21 protein-coding genes are annotated in these 26,069 nt (G+C 36.7%); all 21 read right to left on the bottom strand.

Annotated elements, in window-relative coordinates:
• Nucleotides 1-1,053, bottom strand: coding sequence for a polysaccharide pyruvyl transferase family protein (locus B5771_RS15885; protein ID WP_088188415.1), 1,053 nt, complete (start codon nt 1,051-1,053; stop codon nt 1-3).
• Entirely contained in the window at nt 1,025-2,590 is a 1,566-nt protein-coding gene (locus B5771_RS15880; RefSeq protein WP_088188414.1) for an oligosaccharide flippase family protein, read from the bottom strand. Before B5771_RS15880 ends, B5771_RS15885 begins: the two co-directional genes overlap by 29 nt.
• Before the next feature lie 2 nt (nt 2,591-2,592).
• Complete coding sequence (locus B5771_RS15875) at nt 2,593-3,726, bottom strand: glycosyltransferase (protein WP_088188413.1); 1,134 nt, start codon at nt 3,724-3,726, stop codon at nt 2,593-2,595.
• Nucleotides 3,727-3,799: 73 nt separating this feature from the next.
• Nucleotides 3,800-5,008: a hypothetical protein gene (locus tag B5771_RS15870; RefSeq protein ID WP_088188412.1), complete on the bottom strand. Its 1,209-nt coding sequence runs from the start codon at nt 5,006-5,008 to the stop codon at nt 3,800-3,802.
• Between the two features lie 24 nt (nt 5,009-5,032).
• Entirely contained in the window at nt 5,033-6,130 is a 1,098-nt protein-coding gene (locus B5771_RS15865; RefSeq protein ID WP_088188411.1) for a glycosyltransferase family 4 protein, read from the bottom strand.
• 44 nt (nt 6,131-6,174) lie between these two features.
• A complete protein-coding gene (locus B5771_RS15860) occupies nt 6,175-8,616 on the bottom strand; it encodes a glycosyltransferase (RefSeq protein ID WP_088188410.1) in 2,442 nt (813 codons plus the stop codon).
• Between the two features lie 27 nt (nt 8,617-8,643).
• Nucleotides 8,644-9,462 (bottom strand): glycosyltransferase, encoded by an 819-nt coding sequence (locus B5771_RS15855; RefSeq protein ID WP_088188409.1) that lies wholly within the window; start codon nt 9,460-9,462, stop codon nt 8,644-8,646.
• Nucleotides 9,463-9,480: 18 nt separating this feature from the next.
• Entirely contained in the window at nt 9,481-10,218 is a 738-nt protein-coding gene (locus B5771_RS15850) for a sugar transferase (protein ID WP_207652707.1), read from the bottom strand.
• A 2-nt stretch (nt 10,219-10,220) separates the two neighbouring features.
• The gene (locus B5771_RS15845; protein WP_088188408.1) at nt 10,221-11,390 is read right to left on the bottom strand and encodes a DegT/DnrJ/EryC1/StrS family aminotransferase; all 1,170 of its coding nucleotides are present in this window, start codon (nt 11,388-11,390) and stop codon (nt 10,221-10,223) included.
• Between the two features lie 59 nt (nt 11,391-11,449).
• Nucleotides 11,450-13,306 carry a nucleoside-diphosphate sugar epimerase/dehydratase gene (locus tag B5771_RS15840; RefSeq protein WP_088188407.1) on the bottom strand — a complete coding sequence of 619 codons (1,857 nt, stop codon included), beginning with the start codon at nt 13,304-13,306 and terminating at the stop codon, nt 11,450-11,452.
• Nucleotides 13,307-14,139: 833 nt separating this feature from the next.
• Nucleotides 14,140-15,579, bottom strand: a complete 1,440-nt coding sequence (locus B5771_RS15835; RefSeq protein ID WP_088188406.1) for a flippase — start codon at nt 15,577-15,579, stop codon at nt 14,140-14,142.
• A 17-nt stretch (nt 15,580-15,596) separates the two neighbouring features.
• A complete protein-coding gene (locus tag B5771_RS15830; RefSeq protein ID WP_088188405.1) occupies nt 15,597-16,598 on the bottom strand; it encodes a hypothetical protein in 1,002 nt (333 codons plus the stop codon).
• A gap of 19 nt (nt 16,599-16,617) precedes the next feature.
• Nucleotides 16,618-17,928: an O-antigen polymerase gene (locus tag B5771_RS15825; RefSeq protein ID WP_088188404.1), complete on the bottom strand. Its 1,311-nt coding sequence runs from the start codon at nt 17,926-17,928 to the stop codon at nt 16,618-16,620.
• Nucleotides 17,925-18,797: a glycosyltransferase gene (locus tag B5771_RS15820; protein ID WP_172408290.1), complete on the bottom strand. Its 873-nt coding sequence runs from the start codon at nt 18,795-18,797 to the stop codon at nt 17,925-17,927. Before B5771_RS15820 ends, B5771_RS15825 begins: the two co-directional genes overlap by 4 nt.
• Nucleotides 18,798-18,820: 23 nt before the next feature.
• Nucleotides 18,821-19,954 (bottom strand): glycosyltransferase family 4 protein, encoded by a 1,134-nt coding sequence (locus B5771_RS15815; protein WP_088188402.1) that lies wholly within the window; start codon nt 19,952-19,954, stop codon nt 18,821-18,823.
• Nucleotides 19,954-20,652: a DapH/DapD/GlmU-related protein gene (locus tag B5771_RS15810; protein WP_088188401.1), complete on the bottom strand. Its 699-nt coding sequence runs from the start codon at nt 20,650-20,652 to the stop codon at nt 19,954-19,956. The genes B5771_RS15815 and B5771_RS15810 overlap by 1 nt, the downstream gene beginning before the upstream one ends.
• Before the next feature lie 3 nt (nt 20,653-20,655).
• Nucleotides 20,656-22,002: a glycosyltransferase gene (locus B5771_RS15805; protein ID WP_172408289.1), complete on the bottom strand. Its 1,347-nt coding sequence runs from the start codon at nt 22,000-22,002 to the stop codon at nt 20,656-20,658.
• Between the two features lie 110 nt (nt 22,003-22,112).
• Nucleotides 22,113-23,363, bottom strand: coding sequence for a nucleotide sugar dehydrogenase (locus tag B5771_RS15800; protein WP_088188399.1), 1,251 nt, complete (start codon nt 23,361-23,363; stop codon nt 22,113-22,115).
• Between the two features lie 37 nt (nt 23,364-23,400).
• Nucleotides 23,401-24,594, bottom strand: a complete 1,194-nt coding sequence (locus B5771_RS15795; RefSeq protein ID WP_088188398.1) for a DUF1972 domain-containing protein — start codon at nt 24,592-24,594, stop codon at nt 23,401-23,403.
• Nucleotides 24,595-24,604: 10 nt separating this feature from the next.
• Nucleotides 24,605-25,153 carry a dTDP-4-dehydrorhamnose 3,5-epimerase gene (gene rfbC / locus B5771_RS15790; protein WP_088188397.1) on the bottom strand — a complete coding sequence of 183 codons (549 nt, stop codon included), beginning with the start codon at nt 25,151-25,153 and terminating at the stop codon, nt 24,605-24,607.
• A gap of 13 nt (nt 25,154-25,166) precedes the next feature.
• Nucleotides 25,167-26,030 carry a dTDP-4-dehydrorhamnose reductase gene (gene rfbD / locus B5771_RS15785; protein ID WP_088188396.1) on the bottom strand — a complete coding sequence of 288 codons (864 nt, stop codon included), beginning with the start codon at nt 26,028-26,030 and terminating at the stop codon, nt 25,167-25,169.
• Between the last annotated feature and the right edge of the window lie 39 nt (nt 26,031-26,069).

Here is a 26,069-nt window from a genome sequence, read left to right as displayed (position 1 = left end):
TCACCTCATTACTGATGTTAATCGAATAGCTTTACTTAAAAAAAACATAGATTCTTCTCGCATTTTATTTATGTGTTCATAACACTCAAAATAATTTATCTTATTTTCAAAATCAGGATCTCTTTGGATAAGACAATCCTTTAAACCAAGCTTTTCTAACAAGGAAATAATCCTGTTCCCTTGATTATTCGTCCAAACTTTTTTTTCAAAATATAAAGAAAACAACAAACCGTGATAGGAATCTGTAAAAATTGCATCTGCAGACTTAATATAGCTCATCCATTCAGCTGGAGAGTACAATGCTTTATTACAGGTCCCCTTAGTTGTTTTAAACCCGATAACTATTACCTTTTTACCATGTCTTTGTGCATACTTCTTTGCAGCAATAAGGATTTCCGGATAAGGAAAATAAACAAAAACATAATTTTTAGCTTCAATTGGTTTTGTATACTTATCCCATTGTTCAGGTGTGAACAGCATGGTAGGATCTACAACACACTCACACTTCAATCCGTATTCGTTCTCAATAAACAGGCAAGTATCTTGCTCTCTGGTACTCAGCAATTTGTATTTTTGTAGAAATGAACAAATCTCTTCTTTTTTATCTGCAGACCATTCAGCTCCTATAGATGAGCCATATGAAAATCCCACTTTATTTTCAATTGAGAAATCCTGAAAATATGTATAATCCTGACCATTCACATCTAAATTCCAAATCATATCTGAACCAGAAATAAAAGCGTCATATACCTCATTCGCCTTACTGATATTATATTTATCATATTTTTCAGTACTGTATAAAGGGCGCACAAACTCTTCACATCCACTAATTTTCTTTTGCATCTTCGGCCAAATCATCAATCTTGAAAATAACGCCTTTGCAGGATTTTTTGATGGATGAAATGTAAGTTCTTTATTTATAATATTTTCGCATTGGTAATCGACCAATTCACAGTCCGCCCCCAAACCACGTATAATTTCACATAGTGCAAAAGCCTGTAGCACGGCTCCGAAATTGGGGATGTTATGATATGTCAGAATTCCGTATTTCATCTTTTTTGCCTCTCTTCATTTTCGTTAAATTTTGTAAAATATTCCAAAAATAACAAAACTCTTCAGTATGACTATAAATTGAAAAATAGAATCCTGCATAAACTAAAGTAGTAATTAAAATCTTTATAGCAAATCCACAGATACCCTCTATACCAACAAACGAAAAAATCCAAGTCAACACTACTCCACATAAGCTCAAGAAAATCAGCCACTGTATAATTAATTTAAAGTAGGAAAAAGCAGACTTCTCAAATTCCATATGGTAAATAACCCACACATCTACAAAATATGTTATTCCTCTACATAAAATAGTCGCTAAATAGAGACCAGAAACCCCCATTGGCTTGACCAATACAAAATCCAGGCAAATATTTAAAACTGCAGCAAACCCAAACACCCACTTATACTGTGAAAAACATCCCATAGCGTTGCGTGTAGTGTAAAGAGGGTAATGTATACTTCTAAAAAAGAATTCTATCAATATCAAAGTAATAAGAGACTGAGCCATTGCATATTCATTTGAGAACCAGATTTTAGTCACAAATTCTCTCAGCAGAAGCAACATACCAATGCATACATATCCGTATAAACTAGTATTTAGAAAGAAAATCCTTTTTAATACCTGTTCAGTCTGTTTTTTATTACCTGTGACAACCAAATTTCCTATAGATGATGTAACTGAATCAAACACTTTGTTCATAACAGTATTTATAATTGTAAAAAGCATCGTATAGTTTGAAAGAATCCCAACATATTTAATTCCTATAAAAGCAGAAATAAAAATATTATCGGTTCCACTGAACGCAGTACTTGCAACTTTTGTCAATAAAAGTCCTTTTACATCAGTTATTAATCCTTTTACTTCCTCATCTGTGAGAGTTCCTTCAACTGTTTCAGTAATATATGGATATTCCTTGTTCGCACGGATAGAGCAGAACACATTGTTCAGAAGATTACATGCAATATTAATCATACAGTAAATAACAAAATCATGGCTAATTACAAGAAAAGCACATTGAGCAACATTCATTAAAATATTAAACACTTGTGTGTAAATATTAACAATATAGTTTTTTTGATCAGCAATTAACACTGACTTTTTATACACATAAACATAAGAAACTAATGTTTGTATCAAATAAAGAACATATAGAAGCGTTAGATTCTCTTTTACATTAGGTGCCTCAACAAAATAAGGAAGCGCCGGAATTAATAAAACTCCAATTACAGTAATAACAATAAGAATAACATTATAAACCTTCTTATAAAGTCTTAAATACTGTCGAACCTTATTAAAATCATTGTTAGCCAATGGCGCATACATCCGATAAACCAATGCGCTACCAAAACCTAGCTCTGCAAAGGATAAAATAGTTAATATATTAGTAAATAACCCATTTATTCCCAGATACTCTGCGCCAAGCATATTAGTAAAAATCGTTCTACAAATAAAGCTTAACAATAGGTAAACAAATTGGCATAGCATAGTAACCATTGTATTGCGTATTGTTTTTCCCGTTCTCGAATTCTTATCCACTATTATTCCTTCCCGTCTGCAACATCTTTATACATAGCCTCAAGCTTTGCTATCATTACTTTTATATTCCAGTTATTCAGGTCGTCAGTATATTCCACTCGTTCTTCGTTGTGGGCTATCTCCAGACTTGTTTGTGCCCAATATTCTGCAGAGTCCTGCAAGCTCATATAACAGATCTTGTTTGAAATTTCTGTAGCTCTAGGCACTCCATCTGATGCCACGCATGGTATCCCAGAAGCCTGCATTTCAATTATTGAGATTCCCAATCCTTCTGTAATAGATGGAAAAACCACAACATCCATGATTTTCAAAAGTTCGGCCACATCAGTGCGATCATTTAAAATGAGCATACTATCAAGCATTTTAAGTTCAGCAAGCTGTTTTCGTATACTATCTTCAGTATCCCCTTTTCCAATCATTAGCAAAAATGCATCATCCTGAACTTTCTTTATTTCAGAAAATACCTGTACAAGAAACTTGTGATTTTTTACCGGTGCAAAACGTCCTACATGTCCTACAACAAATGCTTTCTCTGGTATATTCAAATTTTTTCTTTTCTCAGATTTATCTATTTCCGTTTGGAATTTTTCCAGGTCAATACCGTTATTTAAAACGATCGTATTATTTATATTCAGCAGCAAATTGATTTCCTGCCTCATCTCTTCGTTAAGTGCAATAATCTTCGTTGGATAATGTCCGATTATCCATTTCAAGCTTTGTATATCTTTCGAAAATGCCTCTCTCCACCGCTTAACTTGATAATGTTGTGTAAAAAAAATATGTGTACCTTTTTTAGGTCTTGCAAATTTTATATAACTATTAACAACAAGATGAGCATGAATCACGTCTGGATCCTGTTCATGAATATACTTTCTTACATAAAAATACCGAAACACCTTATTCACAATACGAAAACGATTGCTGAGGAATTGTAATACACTGGGTATTCTTTCACAAATATATGTTACCTCTACCCCAGCATCCTTCAGTATTTTTTCATATGGTGAATTCTGATGGTCAAAGCACAAAACGTTTACACTAAACTTGGTTTTATCAATCCGTAAAGCGTATTCTTTTACAAGTGTCTCTGCACCACCCATATTCATTCCATGAATAAACTGCACTACCTTAATCACCAAATTTACACCTTATTCTTTCAGTTATCTAATTTCAAACCCACTCATTTTTAATTTGGATTCTTAATATTATTTAGTTACAACAAGCTTTTTCAATTTCAGTCTGCTCATTAAGCCATTCTATTCCACCCAAAAGAATTAAATATCCATAAATAGATAATATCGTTGATGGCCGTTGATAAAGTGATATAAAGAAAAAGGCTATTATTATCTTCGCATCTATATTTTTCTTTCCGAGCATCAGTGCAGCAATTAGCCACTCCAAAACCAAAACAGAAAATCCAACATAACCGAACTGCACGATTAATTCTTTATAAGAAGAGCTATGTGTATTACTTGTATATCCTTCTCCGTAACCAAATAATGCCTTTCCATCGGCTTCAAGCGTTTTGACTAATGAATCTAATTGATCTGTAGACCGATTGTCGCCTGCAAAACCTGTTTCAGTAATTTCAAATCGTGCAGCAAAAGTATTCAATACTTCGTTACCCCAATCTATTCTCGGTACGCTAATAAAAACAACCGCAAGTAAAACAACCCAAATCACATTTTTTATGTTCTTTCTAATTAAATAAAGTGCAAAAAAAGCAAAAATCAGTAAATAAAATGCAAATGATAATGTCAATGCTCCAGTGGCAATGAGCAATATTTTTTCCCATAATTTACTACATCGAAATCTTGCTATCAAGAGAAGCGCACATAGTGTTCCAAGAGCCCCAGGTTCGTTAAAAATGCCGCAAAGTCTATTTACCATGTTTTGGTTATAGATAGCAAAAATGAGCCATTTAATATAATACATTCCATATGTTGCAGCACCATCAGAATAAAATGTAACCATTTTGAAGCCAATATTTACATTTAAAATGTAGAAAAACCAAAGAAATAATGAAATAATATTGGTTCCTTGTACTATCCAATAGAAGCAATTAAATATTCTAATTTTTACATTTGTATCAAATAACAAAAAAATGCTGATTGACAAAAGTGTAAACACTCCATACGTAATACTATGGTCCGTATAGCTATGAATGAAACAATACAACCAATAAGTTAAGGGCAATATAATCAAAAACATATTTCTTTTTTTAGCTCTCATAGTTTTTAAAAGCAAAAGTATTCCAAAAGGAATGCACATATAACCGACCATCTGGTTTAAATAATAGAAAACAGAAGAATATTCAACAGTATTAAACGCTAACCAAACCCAGCGAATGGCATATAATGCATATAATAATACAGTAATATTTGTAATGCTTATGCTTATTGAACGTTTACTTCCCAAGTACTCTGTATCTCCTTTCATACATTAACTATCAACTACAGAATATATAAATCTTTCCCATTGGTCATAAATTTTCTGTGGATTTAATCTATCTGAAATCTCAGATGCATTTTCTCCCAATTGATCTGCAAAATTCTTATTGGCTAAAACTAACTTCATTGCTTCTGACATTTTGTCAATATTACCCACAGGTACCAACAATCCATTAACTTTGTTCTTAATCAAAAACCTCGGTCCTCCAATTGGACAATCCGTAGAAATACAAGGTAACCCTAGTGCCATAGCCTCCATTAATGCGTTAGGCATTCCCTCATAATCTGATGAAAGGACAAATAACGAGCAATCCTCAATTGATAATCCAAGTGTTAAAGTATAACCAGGCAAATTAACACGCCTACTTAAGCCAAGATTATTTATCAAATCCTGCAGTTCAGCTCTTTTTTCGCCTTCACCATAGATAATAAGATCATATTCCGGAAATTCATCTGCAATTTTAGAATAAGCCTCTATTAAGACATTAAAGTTTTTTTGTGTTTTTAGACGTCCCGCAGCAACAATCCTTTTAGTACGTTTTCCATTGTAAGGGGCATGAATAAATTCTTCGTTAATTGCATTAGGAATAATTGCTGTTAAACAAGCTCTAATACTATCTTTATACCAAGTTTTTGCATTTTCAGTCTGAAATACATATCCATCAGCTCTTTTAGCAAGTTTTATTAATATTTTTTTCATATAACCAGTGTAAGTTGAAGGGTCGTTTCGTTCAGAAGCAATCACTTTCGCTTTTGTTTTTGACCGCAATAAAAGCATCATTGTAATGGTTATTGGAAGCATTACAACATAACAGTCACATTCTTTATTCTTCAAATATTTAGAAAGGCGTTTAAATCTAATTAATGCATTATATAAAACGTTCTTACGCTCATTCCTTGTAATCAACGTTGTTTTGGTAACACGTTCATCAAGTTTATAAGTATCTGCAACATCCGACATAGTTAATACTTCAACTTCATGCCCTTTACCTACTAAATAATTAGCAAGGTTACTTATCACACGTTCTGCCCCACCACCAGTCAGGCTACCAATAAACAATGTGATCTTTAATTTCTTATTTGTCGGCATAGCTTTAATATACCTTTCATTAAGGATTTAAATATCTTGAACTATCAGCCATTCACAATTCTGATGTAATAATCTTGATAATGTTTACTCATCTTTGAAGCACTAAAAGCTTCATGCGCTACTATATATGCCATATTTCCCATCTTTTTCGCATCATTAGCATAAGCATTCTGAAGTTTTTTCATAAAGTCGGTTCCATTACCCTGTCGATATAATGATCCACTTTCTTCATTTACTTCTAGGATTTCTTTGTGTTGCATAATATCTGACAAAATTACTGGTAAGCCGGTTGCCATTGCCTCCAATACGCCATTTGGTAATCCCTCTGATTTGCTAGTCGAAACATATACGTCACAAGCTTTCAGATAGTGATTAACATTAGAAACGTGTCCAAGGAAAGTAATTTTTTTATATTCCTTATATTTCATTCGTAATTTGTCTAATTCTGGACCGGCGCCAAGCATAAGTAGACATGTATTAGGGTTATTGCCAAACTGCTTTAGATAGTTCTCGAGTAAAAATGGCACATTTTTACGCTCAATAAACTGACCAGTATATACAAAAATAAAAGCCTCTTGAGGTAATGCAAGTTCCTGCCGTATAAGTTTTTTCTCCCCTTCAACTGGCAGTGTATACCGATTAACATCAACACCATTACGAATATAATCAAGATCAAGTTTTAGTTTCTCATGATATATTTTTCTCAGACTATCAGAACAGGCTACAGTTTTACTCGTTTTTTTCATTGCGGACAACTGCATCTTAGCTAAAATTGTTCCTTTAATCTTACCGAACTTTGCAAGATAGTCCTCATACACATAATTGTGCAATGTAATCATCTGCTTAAATTCACCCATCTGAGACACAGCATAATCCGGAAATACTCCTGTCGAATGAATAATATCAGGGTTTATCATCTTCAATTTTTTTCTCAGCGCTCCATCCTGTCCGAGCATGATAGCTTTTTTACCAGTCTTCACAAGATAATGCTCGGAAACATACGGAAGAAATTCAGCCATATCACTATCTTCTTGTTCATCGTACAGGGTAACTAATATTGGCTCAAAAATATCCGAATCAAGATTTTTAATGATATTAATAACAACCTGAGTTGGTCCACTCCTTCTACAGGATGTCATAAGATACACAATCCTAATACGCTTTTTACTCTTATCTTTCGGAGCAACCAACTTACTTCCCGTTGTATCTGAATATGCACTATCCAACGGAACCATATACAAACCACGATGACCTTCAAGCACAGAGTCAAAACAAATCTTCTTTCCGTCTCTGCTCCAGCGAGGATGAAGATCACAACGTGTGTCATTATCATATTTAAAAGGTGCAAATACCTTAGCAATTACCGTTCCGTCTTCTTCACTTTCTTTGAGTAGTTTTATGTCAGCAATACGAGCTCTATTCGGATAAGAATCAGTAACAATTAGGCTGCCATCTGGACTATAGCTCGGATGACCGTCGTTACTATATTTGCTCCACAAATGTTTGTATTCCTGTGTTTTATCCTTCATCAGATAATAGCCAGGACCACCATCATGCTTGTTCTCAAACGCGAGAATTTCCGCATCGTTCTTCCAATAACAATGGCTGACCATATCATCATCGGAAAGTACATACATATCTGTACCATCGACATTACAAGTAACAAGCCTCGTATACTTTCTAGAGCCATTAAACCAACGATAAAGCACCATAAAACGCTTCCCATTTGGGCTAATCATGATATGATTAACTTTATGTTCTGCATCCTTCTCCTGCATTTCAGGACGAGGTCGGAAGGTCGCAAAATCGTTGTATTTAAGGATAGGCGACACAGCCCCCGTCATTAAGTCAATGTGCCAAATGCACGGCTTGTCCGGCAATTTCTCATTTGCAGTTGCTTCCAGCGCATTGAAGTAGCCGTAGCCAGGGCGAAGTCTATATAATCTCGAGAAGTCCAATGAAAGAGCGAATGTTCCATCCGCAGCAACTGAATAAACTGGGAACGGAATTACACGCTCAGACTTATCAGCCAGTGTAAGAATTACGGAGCAATATTTATCATCTCTGAAATCGTTGTACAATATCCGGCTTTCATAGTCCGGTCCCAGCCACTGAAGCATGCAGCTCTGCTGTACATTCCAAGCGTGAGTCTTTGCTAAGACTTCTGTCTTGTTCCCGTTCTGAGTATCAATCAAGATTATCTCAGAGGGCTCTTTGGGACTGACGTCAGACCACGTGTCCTTTGCTTTCATGCAGAGCATGTAACGTCCTGTTGCATCCCACGGAGACTTGTCATAGTAGCCAAAGAAGTACTCCGCGCCGTCATCCGGTGAAACACGGACGATATCCCCTTCCAATTTGATTTTCGAAGAAAATGTATACATAGCCAATTGATACATACGCTTGATAGCCCTTTTTACAGATGGGAACTTATTTAGTTGATAATTAATTTTCTGTTCAAAACTCATAGCCTTTTCTTCTCTCAATATATTCTCTGCCTTCTCTAGGCAGCTTTATTTCCTCAAAAACTTTTTATATACCCAATGTTGAAGCTTTACCGGCATCAGGAACATCCCGGTCTGAGCTACTGCAATCATCAGGTAATCGCCGAAACTCGAATAGCCCATCTTCCAGAACTTTTTTATCGTATTGATGTAAGACTTGCTATTCTCCCAGCACTTCCGCCGCTTAGCCAAATCATCATTAGATCGAAACCACAGTAGGCTCTCTTCAATGTTTCCAGCGAAGCAACCGGAGAAAATCATTCTGCCGAACAGATCTACATCTTGATTTCTTCTTAAGTTGCCATAACCGCCCACCTCGAGCACCTTGCTCTTCTTATACATCACCGTTGGGTGGTTAAAGGCGCTACGCTTCTTGGCATACTCATATATCACTTTATGCTCGGTAGGAACAACTCGACGGGAAACAACCTGCGAAGGGGCAGAATAAAATTCATCCACACTGGAGCCAAGCAAAGACAGGTCTGGCGTGTATTCATACACCCTGAGCTGCTTCTCGCATCTATCAGGTTTAGCTATATCATCTGTATCCATACGGGCGACCAGTTCATTTTTACAGTGCTGTAAACCGAGATTAAGAGCCATTCCAAGTCCGAGATTCTTCTCACTCGGCACGATGTTGAAAAGTGCAGGATTTGCAGTTGTGTACTCTTGAAGAACCGCTTCCAGTTCATCTGTCAACGGACCGTCCTTCACAATAATAATTTCATCAGGTGCAACCGTCTGGTTCAACATGCTGTCTATGGCAAGCCGTAAGTATTCAGGTTTTTCTTTTTTATAGAGTGACATCAAAACACTGTATTTTTCCATGGTCACCTGATCGTTCCTTTATAATTTTAATAATTCTTTAGCTTTAGCCTGTCCAGCGTCATACTGCGCTTGACTCGTTTTCCCTGCCCTAAGTAAATAGTCACCGAAGTCCTCAGCCGTAGCCATTCCTTCTGAATGAATACCTTCTTTCCTAAAGACTTTAATAATAGTTTGAAATATTAACTTCCAATCGCCTAGGAATGTTATCTTTTGTATATACATAAGATCGTATTTAAACTTATCCTCCCACAAAACACAATTGCGTCCATTTACCTGTGCCAATCCACTAAGGCCTGGCAAGACAGATTGACGTTTCATCTGGTCCTCATTAAAGAATACCAGATCTTTTATCAGAAGAGGCCTTGGCCCTATCACGCTCATGTCACCCTTTAGAATATTAAACAACTCAGGTAATTCATCCAAGCTTGTTGATCTTAGTATTTTGCCGAACTTTGTAAGCCTAACCTCATCAGCCATCAAGTTTCCGTTGTCATCCTTTTCGTCTGTCATCGACCTGAATTTGTATAGTGTAAATATCTTTCCATTTAACCCCGGTCGTTTTTGTTTAAATATTACAGGGCTACCAAGTTTTCCGTGTATTAGAAAAGCTGTGAAAATTAGCACTGGACTGAGCACTATTAATGCAATAAATGATAAAATAAAATCCATTGGTCTTTTCAGATATCTTTTATATACACTTCTCGATACAGCAGATGAATCAGACACATGTATATTTTGCTTTACTTCTATCTGCATCCCTATCTCCACAATCCCTTTATAATACCTACTACCCTAGCCAAATCCTCTTCAGTCATCTTTGTATCGCTCGGTAAGCAAACCCCATTTTCAAATAACTTCTCGGCAACTCCATCACCAAAATAATCATACATATCAAAGAACGGCTGCATATGCATCGGCTTCCAGACAGGTCTAGACTCGATATTCTCCGCCTCAAGCGCCTCTATGACATCAAAAGGTCTTATATAACCGTTTAATGTGATACAACTTAACCAATGGTTGGGGGCATTCCACTCATTAACGGGCATCATCTTAACGCCCTCTAGCTCTCCCAACTCACGCAAATAATACTCAAATATCTTTCGTTTCTTAGCTATCCTCTTATTTAATACTTTCAGTTGCCCTCTGCCGATACCAGCAACAATATTTGACATGCGATAGTTATAGCCAATTTCACTGTGTTGGTACCATCGGGCAGGATCCCTGGATTGTGTTGCCCAAAACTTTACTTTTTCAATTCGTTCTTTGGCATTACTTTCTTCATTAGCTACAAGCATCCCGCCGCCTGAAGTTGTAATAATTTTGTTCCCATTAAATGAGTAAATACCATACTTTCCAAAAGTCCCTGTGTATCTTCCTTTATACAGTGTTCCTAATGATTCGGCCGCGTCTTCGATTAACGGAACATTGTACCTATCGCAGATTACCTTTATCCTATCAATGTCTGCCGATAATCCATAAAGATGTACAATAATAACGGCCTTTACTCTGCCTTCATATTTTTGAAAGGCTTTCTCTAAAGCGACTGGAGACATATTCCACGTTTCTTCATCAGAATCTATAAACACAGGTATTGCGTTTTGATAGATGATTGGATTTGCCGAAGCAGCGAAAGTTAAAGTTGGACAAAAAACGATGTCATGGTCACCTTCACCAACTCCAACCGCCTTTAAAGCTAGATGAATTGCCGCAGTCCCAGAACTTAGTGCCGCTGCAGCTTTGGTATTAACTCTAGTAGCTAGTTCTTTTTCAAACTCATTAACATTTTTTCCTAGAGGTGCGATCCAGTTAGTTTCAAAGGCTTCTCTAATATATTCTGCTTCATACCCTTCATCACTCATATGTGGTGACGAAAGGTAAATCCTACCGTTACCTATTGATAATGGTAGCTTGTGAACTATAGCACCCATTTCTATTATTCCTCCTCAAATCTCTTATCTATTTTCTATAAAATCCCTTCTTAAACAAGTTATTGTAAACCAACAGCATTCTTCAACGCTTGTCGCCTAAACTCAGGGACAATATACTGCAAATGTGCTACAACCTGTTCCCTCGTAAAGAAGCTTCCGTTCTCACGAATTGCATAAACAAGCTTTTCCAATTTTTCCTCATCAATAGTATTAGGCTTGGCAACGAAAATTCTTTGGTGTTTGGTAGCGCTTGTTCCCTCCTCAGCTGTAAGAAGTTCCTCATACAGCTTTTCCCCAGGCCGCATTCCCGTTATTCGGATCGGTATATCCACACCCGGTTTATACCCCGAAAGTCGAATCAAATCCTTAGCTAAATCCATAATTTTAACCGGACGACCCATATCTAAAATAAAAATTTCTCCACCCTTAGCAATCGCACCAGCTTGAACGACCAGCTGTGCAGCTTCAGGAATCGTCATAAAGAAACGGACCATATCGGGATGGGTGACTGTGACAGGTCCACCCTTCTCGATTTGCTTCTTAAACGTAGGGATAACGCTGCCCCGACTTCCTAAAACATTACCAAAACGCACGGCCACAAACTTGGTTGTAGAGCGTTTGTCGATGCTCTGAATAATCATTTCCGCTACACGCTTTGTAGCACCCATAATACTGGTAGGATTCACTGCTTTGTCAGTGGAAATAAGAACAAAGGTTTTGACCTTAACTGCATCTGCAGCTTCCGCTAAATTTCTTGTCCCAACAATGTTATTTTTTAAAGCTTCTTCCGGATTTTTTTCCATCAGCGGTACGTGCTTATGTGCCGCAGCATGAAAAACAACACCGGGTTTATGGCGGCTAAACACAAGATTTACTTTAGTTTGGTCTTTAATATCAAGAATCTCCGTTTCAATATTGAGTTTCGGATTTTCGCTACGCAATTCTTGTTCAATATCAAAGATATTATTTTCACCCTGTCCGACAACCACTAGTTTAGCTGGGTTAAATTTAATAATCTGCCGGCAAATTTCCGAACCGATTGACCCACCCGCACCTGTGACGACCACGGTCTCGCCTGTCAGATAGCCTGAGACCTCTTCGAGATTTACTTTTACCGGTTCTCGGCCCAGCAAATCCTCAACTTGGACTTTGCGAATCTTTTTCGTATCCACAGTTCCACTCAGAACATCAAACACACCTGGCATGATCTTTAACTCGGCACTCGTTTGTTCACAGATCTCAACAATCTCCCGTATGGCATCCCCAGAAGCCGACGGTATAGCGAGAATAATTTGATCAATGTTATGATTATTAACGATTCGCGGGATATCCTGACACCTTCCTAAAACAGGTATTCCGTGGACTTCCAACCGTTGTTTGTGGGAATCGTCATCAATAAATCCCACCGGGCGTCCCTCGCGGAAAAAGCGCTTTTTAAATTCCCGTGCTACCATTACTCCTGCATCCCCTGCCCCAACAATGAGAACCCGACTCTTCGAACCTGGCTCAGGTGAATTAAATACATGATTCTCCTGGAGAATCCGCCATGCAAAACGTGAACCTCCAATGAGAAAGATGGTTAAAAACCAGAGTAATACAGCTACAGTATGAGCAAGACGCATAGGAGCACTAAAGTAGATAATCGTAACAATAATTCCGGTTCCTACCGTGACAGCGTAGACAACTGATAAAAGCTCCCCAATACTTGCATACTGCCAGAGTTTTTTATAGAGACCAAAAAAAATAAAAACGCCAATATAAACAAAAGTACCGATACACACTGTTTGGATATAAGTTGTTTTATATTCAATCGGAATCGCTCCGTCAAAGCGGAGATAATAGCTAGCAAACATAGCTAAATTAATAAGGATGATATCGAAAAGTATTAGGACAATTGAGCGTTTGTTCTTGATCATTAATCAATTACCTCCTTTCATGGAATTTCACAAATTAATCATGCTGTCTTTCGATATCCTCTTTGATTCCCTATTTAACTGGAAAACCAAACTATGGTCTAATGTCACTCTGGTAATGTAAAAGGAGTAGCCAAAAAACAGAATTCCATTGCGCTACCTACTGTATATTTTGCGTCTCCGTATCAGTTTTAGGACAACTCTTAATTAACCGTATATCGCCCAAACCAGCGCTAGAAAAGGCTTTCAGAGTTAATCCCTATACCATGCCCAGTTCTCATATCCCCCTTAAAAACGTTCAATAGCGCAGAAACTCTTCTAAGCTCGCTTTTATTAAGACTGGCCAACTGGATTAACTATAGGGCTGTTAATAGCAAACGGATTTGAATTTCACTTTAAAACAAGTAAGCTATCACACTTCTTGTTGGTCTCATAGAAAGATTGTCCTATTTAACGCGAAATTAATAGTATTAACTTAAATCAAACCCATCTCATCCTAAATCCCCTTTCAAGACAATCTTTCGTCAACGATTTAAATGTATGCTCAAAACTAGTACCGTAGACCCAACCGTATGAGTCTACGGTACTAGGACAAATGTACTTCGATGTACCTACTTTTAATTCGCCACTTACCTTTAATTTCCTTTACAAAAAATAACATATTATCCTTTATAAAGCTTTATAAAATTACACTAAGCGCCAATATAAATAATTAAGCGCATAAAATAAAAGAAATTATCTCATAAATCGAGATAATTTCTTTTATTTTATGCAACCATAAATTAGTATTTAATTGGTTCGACACTATTCTCTTCGCACATATCGAGTACGGATATTCATTTCTTCTTAACAATCGCAAGCACATCCCCGATTATTGGATTTTTTGTTGCAATATTAATGAGCATATAAACACTAGCCCCCATAACTACTGAGAGTGACAACTTAACAATAACATTAGAAACAACGCTTTGAATACATAAAACGCTAGTAGCAAGCCCTATGGAAGCTAATATTAGAGAAATTATCAGTTTCCTATTCAAATATATCTTAATGTACTTACTAGAAAAAATGACTGCCACTACTGTTACCAATGTCTCGCTGATAACTGACGCAATTACCGCACCATTCTGAGCTAACTTTGGAATCAGAATTAGATTTAACACTATGTTTGTAACTGCTCCTGTAATAGTAGCTATCAGCAGTTTCTTTTCAGCACCAAACGTTAACAGGACTTGAGTTCCAAACAAATTACTGAAGCCTAGAGTGCCTATAAGCAGACTCGCAAGCCGCAGAGTCATTACCCCCGGAGCAAATGATTCACCAAATAACAAAGGCATAACCTGCCCCGCAACAAGAAATAAGCCTATCTCACAAGGCAAGAATAAAAATAACATGATTGAAAACACCTTCGAAACGACCTTCGAACATTCATCATTCATACCCTGAGAATGGTAATAACTAAGCCTTGGCAGAAGCACTCCTCCAATGGCTGTTACAACACTGATCAGAATTTTCACAAGTCTCATGGCGTTAGTGTAGTAACCGACATTTGTATCCTGACACATAATACCAATCATTGTGGTATCAAGCATCGTATATATCCCTACCGCCATAACAGAAGCAAGCAATATGAATATTGGCTTTAAATGACGCTTGACCGAAATTGCAGCAATCGAGAATCTTACGTTATGTTTTTTTAGATTTATTATGTTAAATATATTATTTCCGCCAATTCCCAAACAGTAAATAGTCGCATAGATAGAAATGTCTTCTGGCGTTCTAATAAACATAAAGATACAAAAAAGTGAAACGAGTTTTACTCCAAAACTTCTTAATGCAATATAGGCATACTCTTCTATGCCTTGATAAAACCAGTCAACATTAATAACATTAAGAATTATAGCAAATCCGACAACTATATAGAGCTGAATGTTCTCCTGAAAATAGTTCACTGAAAAAATCATAGTGTAGTATGCAATTGTACAGACTAAAGTTGATATAAAATTAATTAAAAATAATTCAGTGAATAATTTATTAATCTTGTTCTTATTCTCACGCACCATAGCAATTTCTTTTGTTCCATAATTCGGTATACCTAAAGCTGCAATGGCAGTAAAATAAGCCACTATATTTTGCGCGTACGATACCTTTCCAACTCCTGCCGCCAACAATACTCTAGCGACATATGTTGCTGTTAGCAGCGGAAAAAGAACATTGAGCAATTTATACACAACATTATAAACTGAATTTTTTGCTAAAGATTTATTTCCGTTCATTACAATACATATTCTTTCTATTTTATTATAGTTGCTACATCCTTTTTAAACAGTTCGTACTCTCCACGTATTAAATGCCTGTACTCTTCAAACTTTTTAAATTCTTCGTCATAATTCATCAAACACTCCCGAATCTTTTCAACTATCGGTTTTACATTAACATCCGAATCATCAAATTTGAACTCATCACTAATTGGAATATCTTGATAATAAGCAGAGCTTCCTCTCTTTCCGGTAATAACACAGCATCCTGAGATTGCAGCCTCACGTGGAAAGCGGTCTTTTCCAGGATGATTTCCAAAATCAATGTATACTTTGCTTCGCCTAAGGAGTTCTCGAACTTCATCAGTAGTCATGTTTTGAATTGGAATCCAGTTGAAATTCGGGGATTGGACCATTAACTTATTCGTGAATTCAATTCCCTTTTTAGGGTTGTACAGTACATTACCCTCTCTTTCAATTGCATTATCACTGTCATCATCGGTCAAATAAGATTGGTTAATATAGTCCGATAATCTATAAGATTTGGTCACCCCATGGGACAATAAAAATTGGCGTGCATATTCACTTTGATAAAAATGGACAACATGATCAACTATTTTCTTTTCTATTAAACTAATGCGTTTATTTATAAGAAGTTTAACAGCTTTATTTAGTCCATAAAAATTAACGGCATTACGGAGTCCATTATTTTTTACAAAATTATCTACGCTCATCCACCACACGCATTTTTGAATGTGGTTATATTTAGCTAACAGAGAAATCTTAATTTCAGGCGTAATAAAGATATTCTTTTCTGAATCAATTACATTCTTCAGCTCTTCAAAAGAATCAACATAAATTCTAAAAGCTGGATTAATCACTTTCTCGCCGCCATTGTAATCATAATAGGTAATTCTTGCGTCCACTCCCTGCTGCTTCAGTTCATATACTAATTGGTGGGCCAATTCAGTTCCACCCGTTTTATTGTATGTAGGACACGCAACGTACACAATCGTAGTATTTTCAATTTTAAACATCATTACCTCCGCACAATTATTACCTTCCAGTGTCGTTAAGCAAACTTTTACGAATTATTACCGGCTTAAAAGCAATCAATAGAATGATCAACACACCAAGCGCATAATATGGTTTCGCAAATGGAAATCTTATAAATGAAAAGAATATACCTTGATACAAGATCAGATATATTGAGATTTTTTTCAAATCTAATTTGTTTACTGCTTTGAAGAAAGCACGTGAAACTATCAATCCATATATAAACATACCTAAGGCAACACCAATTATTCTACCATCTGTATAGAAAAACCAAAATGCAGATACATAAGCATTGGCTCTAATATTGCCTTGTGCTATTGCCGACCATGAACTATCAGTCAGAGCAATCATGTCGTAGGAAGTTTTTAGCAAATCCGGATAAGAAAGATGGAACATATTTTTAAGTAAATAAACTACACTGAAAAAATATCCGTTCAAGGATGTGATACCATATGTTATCAAGCCCTTAGCATCTACCTGTTCTTTCCAAGTCGTAAACATTACTGGTGACATAGCATAATAAAAATATACCTGTCTCAATAAGGTACTACTCGTTCTGGAAATCGACATAATAAACAATATAATAACTCCAAGTGTTCCGTATTTTCTGGCTAATCTCCTATCCTTTAAATCCGTCCATCGTTTTTTCTGTGTTTTTTCGTTTTTTCTATTATGTGTAAGTAAAAATCCGATAATCATATATATTGAAAAATCTACCATTGGAGTTCTTCCTGCATCAGAGATAATTCTCATTATGATAATAATAATAGACATTATAAAAAGCTTTTTGTCCCTTTTACCCAACCAAAAATCGCTTACCGCTAAAACTTCTAACGCAGTTGCACTAGGTAATATAACAAAGTTAATTATTAAATCATTTAACGGAGATGAACTTGTTTCATCCTGAACCAGTCGCCTAATCACCTCTAAATTATTTCCTTGCAAAATTAAGAGTATAGATTGCATAAAATACCTCAGGTAATAAATCATACAAATTATAGCCAATATATAGAGCAGATTATATCTCAAACGATATGTTATTTCTCTATGCTCTTTCCGCTTGAATTTAAACGTATATTTCCTCATTAGGTAGGCAATTACATATCCCAGAACAAAAAAAACTATCCCAATTACAATAATCTGCATTACTTCCGGGGAATAACTATAAAGACCATACACCTGTTCCCTCGCCATTTCCATGATCATTGCCCACATAAATGTAAATGTAAAAACAGGATTCGTAATCTTTTTATATTTTTTCGGTGTGAATATGATACATAGCACAAATATTACAAATAAAACTATATTCATACCAAAATCCTCTCTGCTTTTTTGAACAGTCGTTTATATACTTTTCCTGACTTAATCAAATTCTTAAATATAAATTCGCGTTTTGCTTTAGCTGAACTGACCTGCATATTTGTGGATGAATCCTCTTTATGATAAATCTCCAACGAAGGATCATAAATCATTCGCATGCCATTTGTAATACAAAATTTTGCAAGAATCATCTCCTCCATGTAAAGGAATGTGTCCGGAAGAAATGCTTGCTCTACTTGATCAACAAATTTTGGTGAAAAGATTAAACATGAACCATGAAGTGCCTTATGATGAATTACTTCGTAAGAACCTTTGCTCATATTAATTTTTCCCGTCAGGATTTCTTTACTATGAAGCTTTTTTATAAAATCATATAAGCCAATTCGCGATAAAAGTAACAAAGCCGAATAACGATAAATTTCTCTTGAGATATCCTTTTTAGTAAGGAGTTTTTCCATAGGATTTTGATGTCCACCATCAATCAATGAGATAATATCTGGTCCCAAGACATGAAAAGGATTACTATTATAAGAACGTCTTAATGCTTTTATAAAATCCCTTTGTTTTATTACTGTGTCATTATTAATTACCACGACAAATGAAGATGGAAAGTTTCGCCGCACATACTCATATCCAATATTATTTCCTTGCGCAAATCCTAAATTCTTTTGATTATATATAATATGACAATTTTTCATATGCGCGGTAGAAGCCACTACTTTCTCAATGCTGCCATTGTTGGAAAAATTATCTATAATTATTAATTCTACTTCTTCAGTAGTCAGTTTATTAATTGAATTTATGCATTCAATCGTGTCTTCATCTGTAAGATAATGCAAAATAACAAAACAAACTCTCATGTTCGCCTCCGCTACAATGGTCATCATGGTTTGACTTCAATGCAGTCAATCATTTTCTGCGCTATACCATCCCACATAAACTCATTCCGAATGGATTCTCCGGCACTCTCTCCTAATGCTTTTGCTTTCTCAGGTTGAATCAAAATCTTCATCATAGCTGAACACCACTTATTCTCGTCAAATTCCTCGACGATTATTCCATTCTGGCCACTCTTTATTAGTGTCCCTGCACCTGCGCTATGACTGGAAATAACAGGTGCGGAAAAATACATTGCTTCCAGCAAAACCATACCAAAAATCTCCTGAATTGAAGGAAGCAGAAATGCCGTCGTTGCTTGGTAAACAAATTTTGTCTGTGCATTTTCAATAAAGTCACACCAAACAACCGTTCTCTGTAATTCTTCTGGGATAAGAGAATGACAATATTCTGTATAAGACTTATCGCCTTTACCTACCAGAACTAACTGAACATCTTCGGTTCCGGTATTTTTCTTAAGAGCTGCGAAGGCTTTAATGAGCAACTCAACGTTCTTACGTTTTATAATGCTGCCTATATATAGGAAGTTTCGGTGTCCTTCCATTTTAGAAAGCAATTCTTTTGTTAACGGCTTAATAACCGTTTCCTTTTCAAACTTTTCAATATCTAATCCAACTCCTGTAACAATCGTGTTTTTAATCCCCTTTTTGGCAATATAGTCTTTGGCCATTTCAGTTTTACTAAATATTTTCTTGGCCATTTTATTGATGTAATTGCCAAAAAATCTGTCATAGATAGGCTCTATAAATGGAATTTTAAACATATTGTAATAGGGACCGTTATAGATGTACGTCTTATCAAAATTCTTACACAACAATACAGACATTATCTGACTATACTCAGAACAGATCACATAATCATATTGTTTCAAAAATTCTTTCTTCAAGATTTGTGGATAAACTCCACTTCTCAATAAACGAATTCCGTGCCGCCAGAGAACTTTTATAGTTGATCCATTCTTTTCTATTTCCTGATCATAATCTTTCTTTTTGTGGTAATACATCACGTCACACTGATAACCATACCTATATAATGCAGACGCCAATCCAAGTTCCTGCAAATTATATGCGTTGGCATCAACCTGATAAGGACCACTTCTAACATAAAGTATTCGCTTCATCATTTTTCTCCCCGCATCTTTAACACTTTCGCAGGCACCCCACCGATAACAACATTTTCCCTAAACTTCTTTGTTACCACTGCATTTGCAGCCACAACACATCCATCTCCGAGCTCCGCTCCATCCAGGAACACGACTCCCGCTCCTATCCAGCAGTTATTTCCAATCTTGATCCCTTCATGGGTTACACCTTGATCTTTAATCAAAGCATTTAAATCATCATAGTTATGGTTTTCTGAATGGAAACGGATAAACTGACCAGCCACCACATCTTCGCCAATCTCAATTCCACCGGCTGCACCGAAAAAACAATCACTACCAAATGTTGTTCTATTTCCAATCTTCACACCTTTACCTACATTCTGTAACCCACCAGTGCATTCAATCACTGTATCATGCCCAATAACCACATGGTCTCCAATACATACATTCTCTGTGGACAGCGCATCAATCTTGACACCATCATGTATCTTGGTCTTGCTTCCAATTTTCAAGCGTTTCTTTTCATAGAGCTTTACCTTTCGCCCGACAAAAATATCTCCTGATATACCTGAATGACCAATCGAGAGGATTTTTCCTCTTATAATCATCCATCCATATCTCCAGCAAAGACGAATAATGTATTCCGTGCCAATTCTTTCATCTATTTCAAAATTGTTTTTACCTGCTATCTTAAGCAAAGTATCAACTATTCCCATTCTCTATCCCTCATATAAAGCATAATTTTCATTCAAAAACTGCCGCCAGGTTTTAATTTCAACCTTTTCCTGAATATTAGTTCTCAGATCCAGTAACTTATTTGGAGTCAGCATTAAAATTGCTTCTTTCAGCGATTCTTCTGAACCAGCTTCAACCACAATGCCACCATCTCCCACGATGTCCTGAGCTCCGACATGATTACTTACAATTACCGGAACTCCATAGCTTATGGCTTCAAGTACCGTGAAACCAAAGGTCTCATACCACACACTTGGTGCAATCAGCACATCGGTTTCAGCTAAGATATTACCCAAATCACTATATTGGAACCCTTCTTCTTGAACTTTCATATAAGGAGAAGGATTCTTAACCGGGCTATACATCTTTAATTCAAAATCATGTTTGCCTAAATTCCACAAGTTGTCCAACGTGTTTTTAAGGACGGTAAAGCCTTTAAACGGCTTTGCAGAAGCCAGGCAAGTTATCCTTAATGTTTGCTTAGGTTTCCAATTATTTACCTTCCGATTATCAACAATATTTTTATGAGCAATCGTCATCACTTTACCCGCCTTAGGAGTAAAATATCTATGATAAACAGACTCTGTAACCGTTGAATTAAAATGGATCAAATCCACATTGGTCAGCATTCCAATATTGTATTCTCTCAGTTTTTTATATCGATTTGCCAATACCTTCACTTCGGTTTCTGACACAGGCATTTCAGGGATAATATCATTTGAGAAGAAGTCTCCCCGGTGCTGTTTACGTAACTGTTTAACTAATGCGGAATTCTTCAAATACCTGTACAATGGTGACTGCATTATACGAATCTTCTTAATGGATAATGCGGAGTAATTACACGGAATACAATCCTTGCAGCCATGATCGTTCTTACAAGGGACACCATAACGAAACAGAGTAACTTTAGGGCACAATCCATAATAGTCATGTGTGGTAAACACAGTCCTTATATTAAGTTGCTTTGTAACTTCAAAGAATACTTTATGCAGCCCCATTAGTGTGTGGAGGTGAATCACTTCTGGTTTAGCGTTCTTCAAAAAATTCTGATAGACTTCTGAATTACACGGTTTCATATACTCATCAAACGCTGTGATACCTTCATCTAATGAAACCGGAAGAGGATTAATGAGTTCATAATTTTCAATGCCATTCACACTATTTCTTTTCTTAATCTTAGTCTGCTTTGACAGAATTCCCATCTGTCCAGGCCACAACGCCATGACTGTGTTGTCCTGTTCCGCCTGTGCCTGCATCAAATCAAAGGCATATTTAGTAAGACCACCCGTCCTATATGGCGGAAACCCTAAGAAATAATGTAGAATTTTCACAGCATCCTCCACATACATATTTCAGTGAACTCGTTCAGCTAAAGCTGAACATCGGGGCTTCAGATGGGGACTTTTCTTTACATGTAAAAGCTTAATGTTTACGAAGAACCCTAATCTCTTCTGAAAATATCTCTTGAATAAACCTTCTCAACTACATCATCCAAACAGCTATCATACCTATTAGCAATAATCGCATCCGACTTCTTTTTGAACACATCCAAATCATTAATCACTAACGATCCGAAGAAGGTCTCACCAATCTTAAGCGTAGGTTCATATATAATCACCGTAGCTCCTTTGGCCTTAATTCTTTTCATTACACCCTGGATACTACTCTGACGGAAATTGTCAGAGTTACTCTTCATTGTCAGTCTATAAACGCCAACTGTAACAGGTTTTTCCTTGCTCTTACTATACTGGTTATCTTCCTCATATCCGTAATATCCAGCCATTTTAAGTACTCTGTCGGCAATGAAGTCTTTTCTAGTTCTGTTGCTTTCCACAATGGCTTCAATCAAGTTCTCAGGCACATCTGAATAATTAGCTAAAAGTTGCTTTGTGTCTTTCGGAAGACAATATCCACCATAACCAAAGCTCGGATTGTTATAATGAGATCCTATTCTCGAATCAAGACATACACCATTAATAATCTGTTGAGTATCCAGTCCTTTCATCTCAGCGTATGTATCCAGTTCGTTGAAAAAAGAAACTCTTAAAGCTAGATATGTGTTAGCAAAAAGTTTCACAGCCTCTGCCTCGGTAAATCCCATAATCAGTGTCTCAATGTTCTCCTTGAGAGCACCCTCTTGCAGCAGGTCTGCAAATGTGCCAGCAGCTTCAAACAGACGTTTATCCTCCATGTCCGTACCAACTATGATACGGCTCGGATACAGATTGTCATAAAGAGCCTTTGACTCCCGTAAGAATTCAGGACTGAAGATAATATTTTTAGAACCTGTTTTCTCACGAATAGAAGCAGTGAAACCTACTGGGACAGTACTCTTGATGACCATAATAGCATTCGTGTTATATTCCATGACCAGTTTGATCACATCTTCTACCGCGCTCGTGTCAAAGAAATTCTTCTCGCTGTCATAGTTGGTCGGTGCTGCAATCACGACAAAATCTGCATTACTATAAGCCAACTCAGCATCCAGCGTTGCAGTCAGATTCAATTCTTTTTCAGCCAGATATTTTTCTATATAATCATCCTGAATTGGAGACAGTTTTTTATTAATCCGCTCAACCTTTTCTGGAATGATATCCACAGCATATACTTTATGATGCTGAGATAGGAGAGTCGCAATAGACAACCCCACGTATCCGGTTCCTGCCACGGCAATTGTTAAATCATTTTTCATAATTATGTTAATCCTTCTTTATTAGGTTACGAATGTGTTAAACAGTAAGGAACAACCTCTCATACTCCTCAACAATATTTCTCCAGCTATAAGCATCCCTTATCCGTTTTTTTGCTTTCCTACCAAGCTCTTCAATCTCTTCTCCGCCCATCTGGTCCACTCTATTAATCAGTCCGGCCAAATCCCCATCTAGCTTATTCCAATACAATGCCGCATCTTCTCCGACTTCACGATTAAACCCAACGTCCAACAACAAATTCAAATCCGTACTTCCTAGAGCTTCAAGAAGACTCGGATTAGTGCCACCGACTTCATGGCCATGAAGGTACCCATAGGCGTTTTCTCGAATTTTCTTTAACAGTTCTTGGTCATAAACAGTACCAACAAATTTAATTCTTTTATCCTGATCAAAGCTAGTTTCATCTTTCAATTTATCGTAATATGGAACCCCTTTACATCCGGTAATTATTACCAAATCCTTCTTTGCCTTAGACTTTGTGAATTCTTTAATCATGGTCTCATAATTATTTTCGGGTACAAATCTACCTACAACCAAATAGTATCCTTTTGGTTTTACATCTTTTTCGTGATACCAATCGGTAACTTTCGGATCATGATCCGCCAATCTTGATTTATTTGTTTCTGAACCGTAAGCAATAAAAGTTGTTTTGGGGTAATTTTTCTTGTAGTCTTCTTTTATATAGTTCTCAATATTTTTACTATCGCAGATTAAGAGTTCTGCATACTTAACCATCATTTTCTCCGATTGCTTCCAATAAAGTCTAACTGGCGCACTCCATTTCGCTCTTTTCCACTCATGACCATCTGGATTCACATACAAATGCGCTCCAAGTTTCTCAAGCTGTTTCTTATAATAACTAATAAAAGGACCAATACGACATGCTAATATATAAATTGTTGCATGCTGAATCTGATTGGACTTGATATATTTAATACAATATTTTAAAGCATCAATATCATAAAAAATCGCTTTAGCTGGTCCAATATTGAGTGCCCTAATATTGAAGCATATTGCTCCATTGTGAGTAAACGTACGCTGTCTTGACTCATATTCTCCTTTTTCCACAACACATGAAACATGATACTGAATATCCGGAGATTTTTGATAAAAAGTAAGCTTTTCTACAAAAGATTCAAATCCACCATATCTAGCCGGAATTCCTTTGGAACCGATAATAAAAACATGTTGTTTGTTATTATTCACTTGCATTAACCCCTAATTAAAATACATTCGTAAAACAAGGCCAATTCTGATCCTTTTCACTCATTATTAGTTCTGTGCCCTCAGGTATCGGCCATTCAATCCCAATGTCCGGATCATTCCAGGCCAGTCCCCCCTCATCTCCAGGATGATAATAGTCCGTTACTTTATAGCAAAATTCCGCCTCACCAGAAAGAACTAGAAATCCATGAGCAAAACCCTCGCTAATATAGAACTGCTTCTTGTTTTCCGAGCTCAGTTCCACACCATACCACTTGCCATAGGTCTCAGAGTCAATTCGCAAATCAACAGCAACATCAAACACAGAACCCCTAATAACACGAACTAATTTCCCCTGAGGAAACTGCTTCTGATAATGAAGTCCACGCAATACCCCTTTAACAGACATTGATTGATTATCCTGAACAAATACCATATCAAACCCCGCCTCATGCATGTCCTTCTGATTATAAGTTTCCATAAAGTAACCTCTGCTATCTTCATGAATGGCGGGTTCAATTACATAAAGTCCTTCAATTGGACAAGTGCTTACCTTAATCTGCCCCATATCAATACTCCTATTAAAACTGTGTTTCTTTGAGATAACGGCTCAAAGCATCCTGCCATGAAGGCATTCTCTTGAAACCGTTATCAGATAACTTCTCTTTACTCATTCGGCTGTTAGAAGGTCTTTTTGCCCTCACTGGATAAGCACTGCTATCAACCGGATCAATCAAAATGTCCTTGTAAATAGGATTAATCTCCGCTGCCTTTCTAAATATTTCACAGGCAAAATCATACCAAGAACAGAATCCTTCATTTGTGGCATGATAACGTCCGTACTTTTCTGTCTCAACCATATCAATAAGAAGTCGAGCCAGGTCATACGTATAAGTGGGAGAACCTATCTGGTCATTTACAACTGTAAGATGGTCGTGAGTTTTGCCAAGTTTCAACATCGTTTTAACGAAGTTATTGCCATTAACTCCAAATACCCACGCTATACGAACAATGTAGTATTTAGAAAGGTTGTTTTCTACTGCAAGCTCTCCTTCGTATTTGCTCTGACCATACACATTAAGAGGATTTCGTTCGTCATCCGGTGACCAAGGTCTTGTGCCCTGCCCATCAAAAACATAATCTGTAGAGATGTACATCATCTTAATACCCAGTACTTTACACACTCCAGCGATATTCTCCGTACCTGTCGTATTTACAAGTCGACACTTCTCCACATTGTCCTCTGCTGCATCCACCGCTGTCCAAGCAGCACAATGAATTACTGCATCCGGGTTAGCTTTTGTGATTACTTCGCTAACAGACTTATTCTCGGTTATATCCATCTCCTGAATACCAACACCAATTGCTGTATGCCCCCGTTTCTCAAGTTCATTAACAACATCGTATCCAAGCTGTCCATTAGATCCTGTAACTAATACCTTCATTAGATATTCTGCTCCTCTATATAGACTCTAAAGTGAACT

It is taken from the genome of Desulfosporosinus sp. FKA (assembly GCF_002196785.1).
In the GTDB taxonomy this organism is placed as follows: Bacteria; Bacillota; Desulfitobacteriia; order Desulfitobacteriales; family Desulfitobacteriaceae; genus Desulfosporosinus; species Desulfosporosinus acididurans.
This window is presented reverse-complemented; position numbering and strand designations above follow the sequence as displayed.

Coding starts and splice junctions, on each gene's coding strand:
- B5771_RS15865 (WP_088188411.1), bottom strand. CDS start 6,130: ATGCCGACAAATAAGAAATTAAAGATCACATTGTTTATTGGTAGCCTG.
- B5771_RS15795 (WP_088188398.1), bottom strand. CDS start 24,594: ATGCAAGTGAATAATAACAAACAACATGTTTTTATTATCGGTTCCAAA.
- rfbC (WP_088188397.1), bottom strand. CDS start 25,153: ATGGGGCAGATTAAGGTAAGCACTTGTCCAATTGAAGGACTTTATGTA.
- B5771_RS15820 (WP_172408290.1), bottom strand. CDS start 18,797: ATGAGAGTTTGTTTTGTTATTTTGCATTATCTTACAGATGAAGACACG.
- B5771_RS15885 (WP_088188415.1), bottom strand. CDS start 1,053: ATGAAATACGGAATTCTGACATATCATAACATCCCCAATTTCGGAGCC.
- B5771_RS15850 (WP_207652707.1), bottom strand. CDS start 10,218: ATGCAGATAGAAGTAAAGCAAAATATACATGTGTCTGATTCATCTGCT.
- B5771_RS15810 (WP_088188401.1), bottom strand. CDS start 20,652: ATGGGAATAGTTGATACTTTGCTTAAGATAGCAGGTAAAAACAATTTT.
- B5771_RS15840 (WP_088188407.1), bottom strand. CDS start 13,306: ATGATCAAGAACAAACGCTCAATTGTCCTAATACTTTTCGATATCATC.
- B5771_RS15815 (WP_088188402.1), bottom strand. CDS start 19,954: ATGAAGCGAATACTTTATGTTAGAAGTGGTCCTTATCAGGTTGATGCC.
- B5771_RS15830 (WP_088188405.1), bottom strand. CDS start 16,598: ATGTTTAAAATTGAAAATACTACGATTGTGTACGTTGCGTGTCCTACA.
- B5771_RS15855 (WP_088188409.1), bottom strand. CDS start 9,462: ATGGAAAAATACAGTGTTTTGATGTCACTCTATAAAAAAGAAAAACCT.
- B5771_RS15845 (WP_088188408.1), bottom strand. CDS start 11,390: ATGGGTGCTATAGTTCACAAGCTACCATTATCAATAGGTAACGGTAGG.
- B5771_RS15825 (WP_088188404.1), bottom strand. CDS start 17,928: ATGAATATAGTTTTATTTGTAATATTTGTGCTATGTATCATATTCACA.
- B5771_RS15800 (WP_088188399.1), bottom strand. CDS start 23,363: ATGAAAAATGATTTAACAATTGCCGTGGCAGGAACCGGATACGTGGGG.
- B5771_RS15835 (WP_088188406.1), bottom strand. CDS start 15,579: ATGAACGGAAATAAATCTTTAGCAAAAAATTCAGTTTATAATGTTGTG.
- rfbD (WP_088188396.1), bottom strand. CDS start 26,030: ATGAAGGTATTAGTTACAGGATCTAATGGACAGCTTGGATACGATGTT.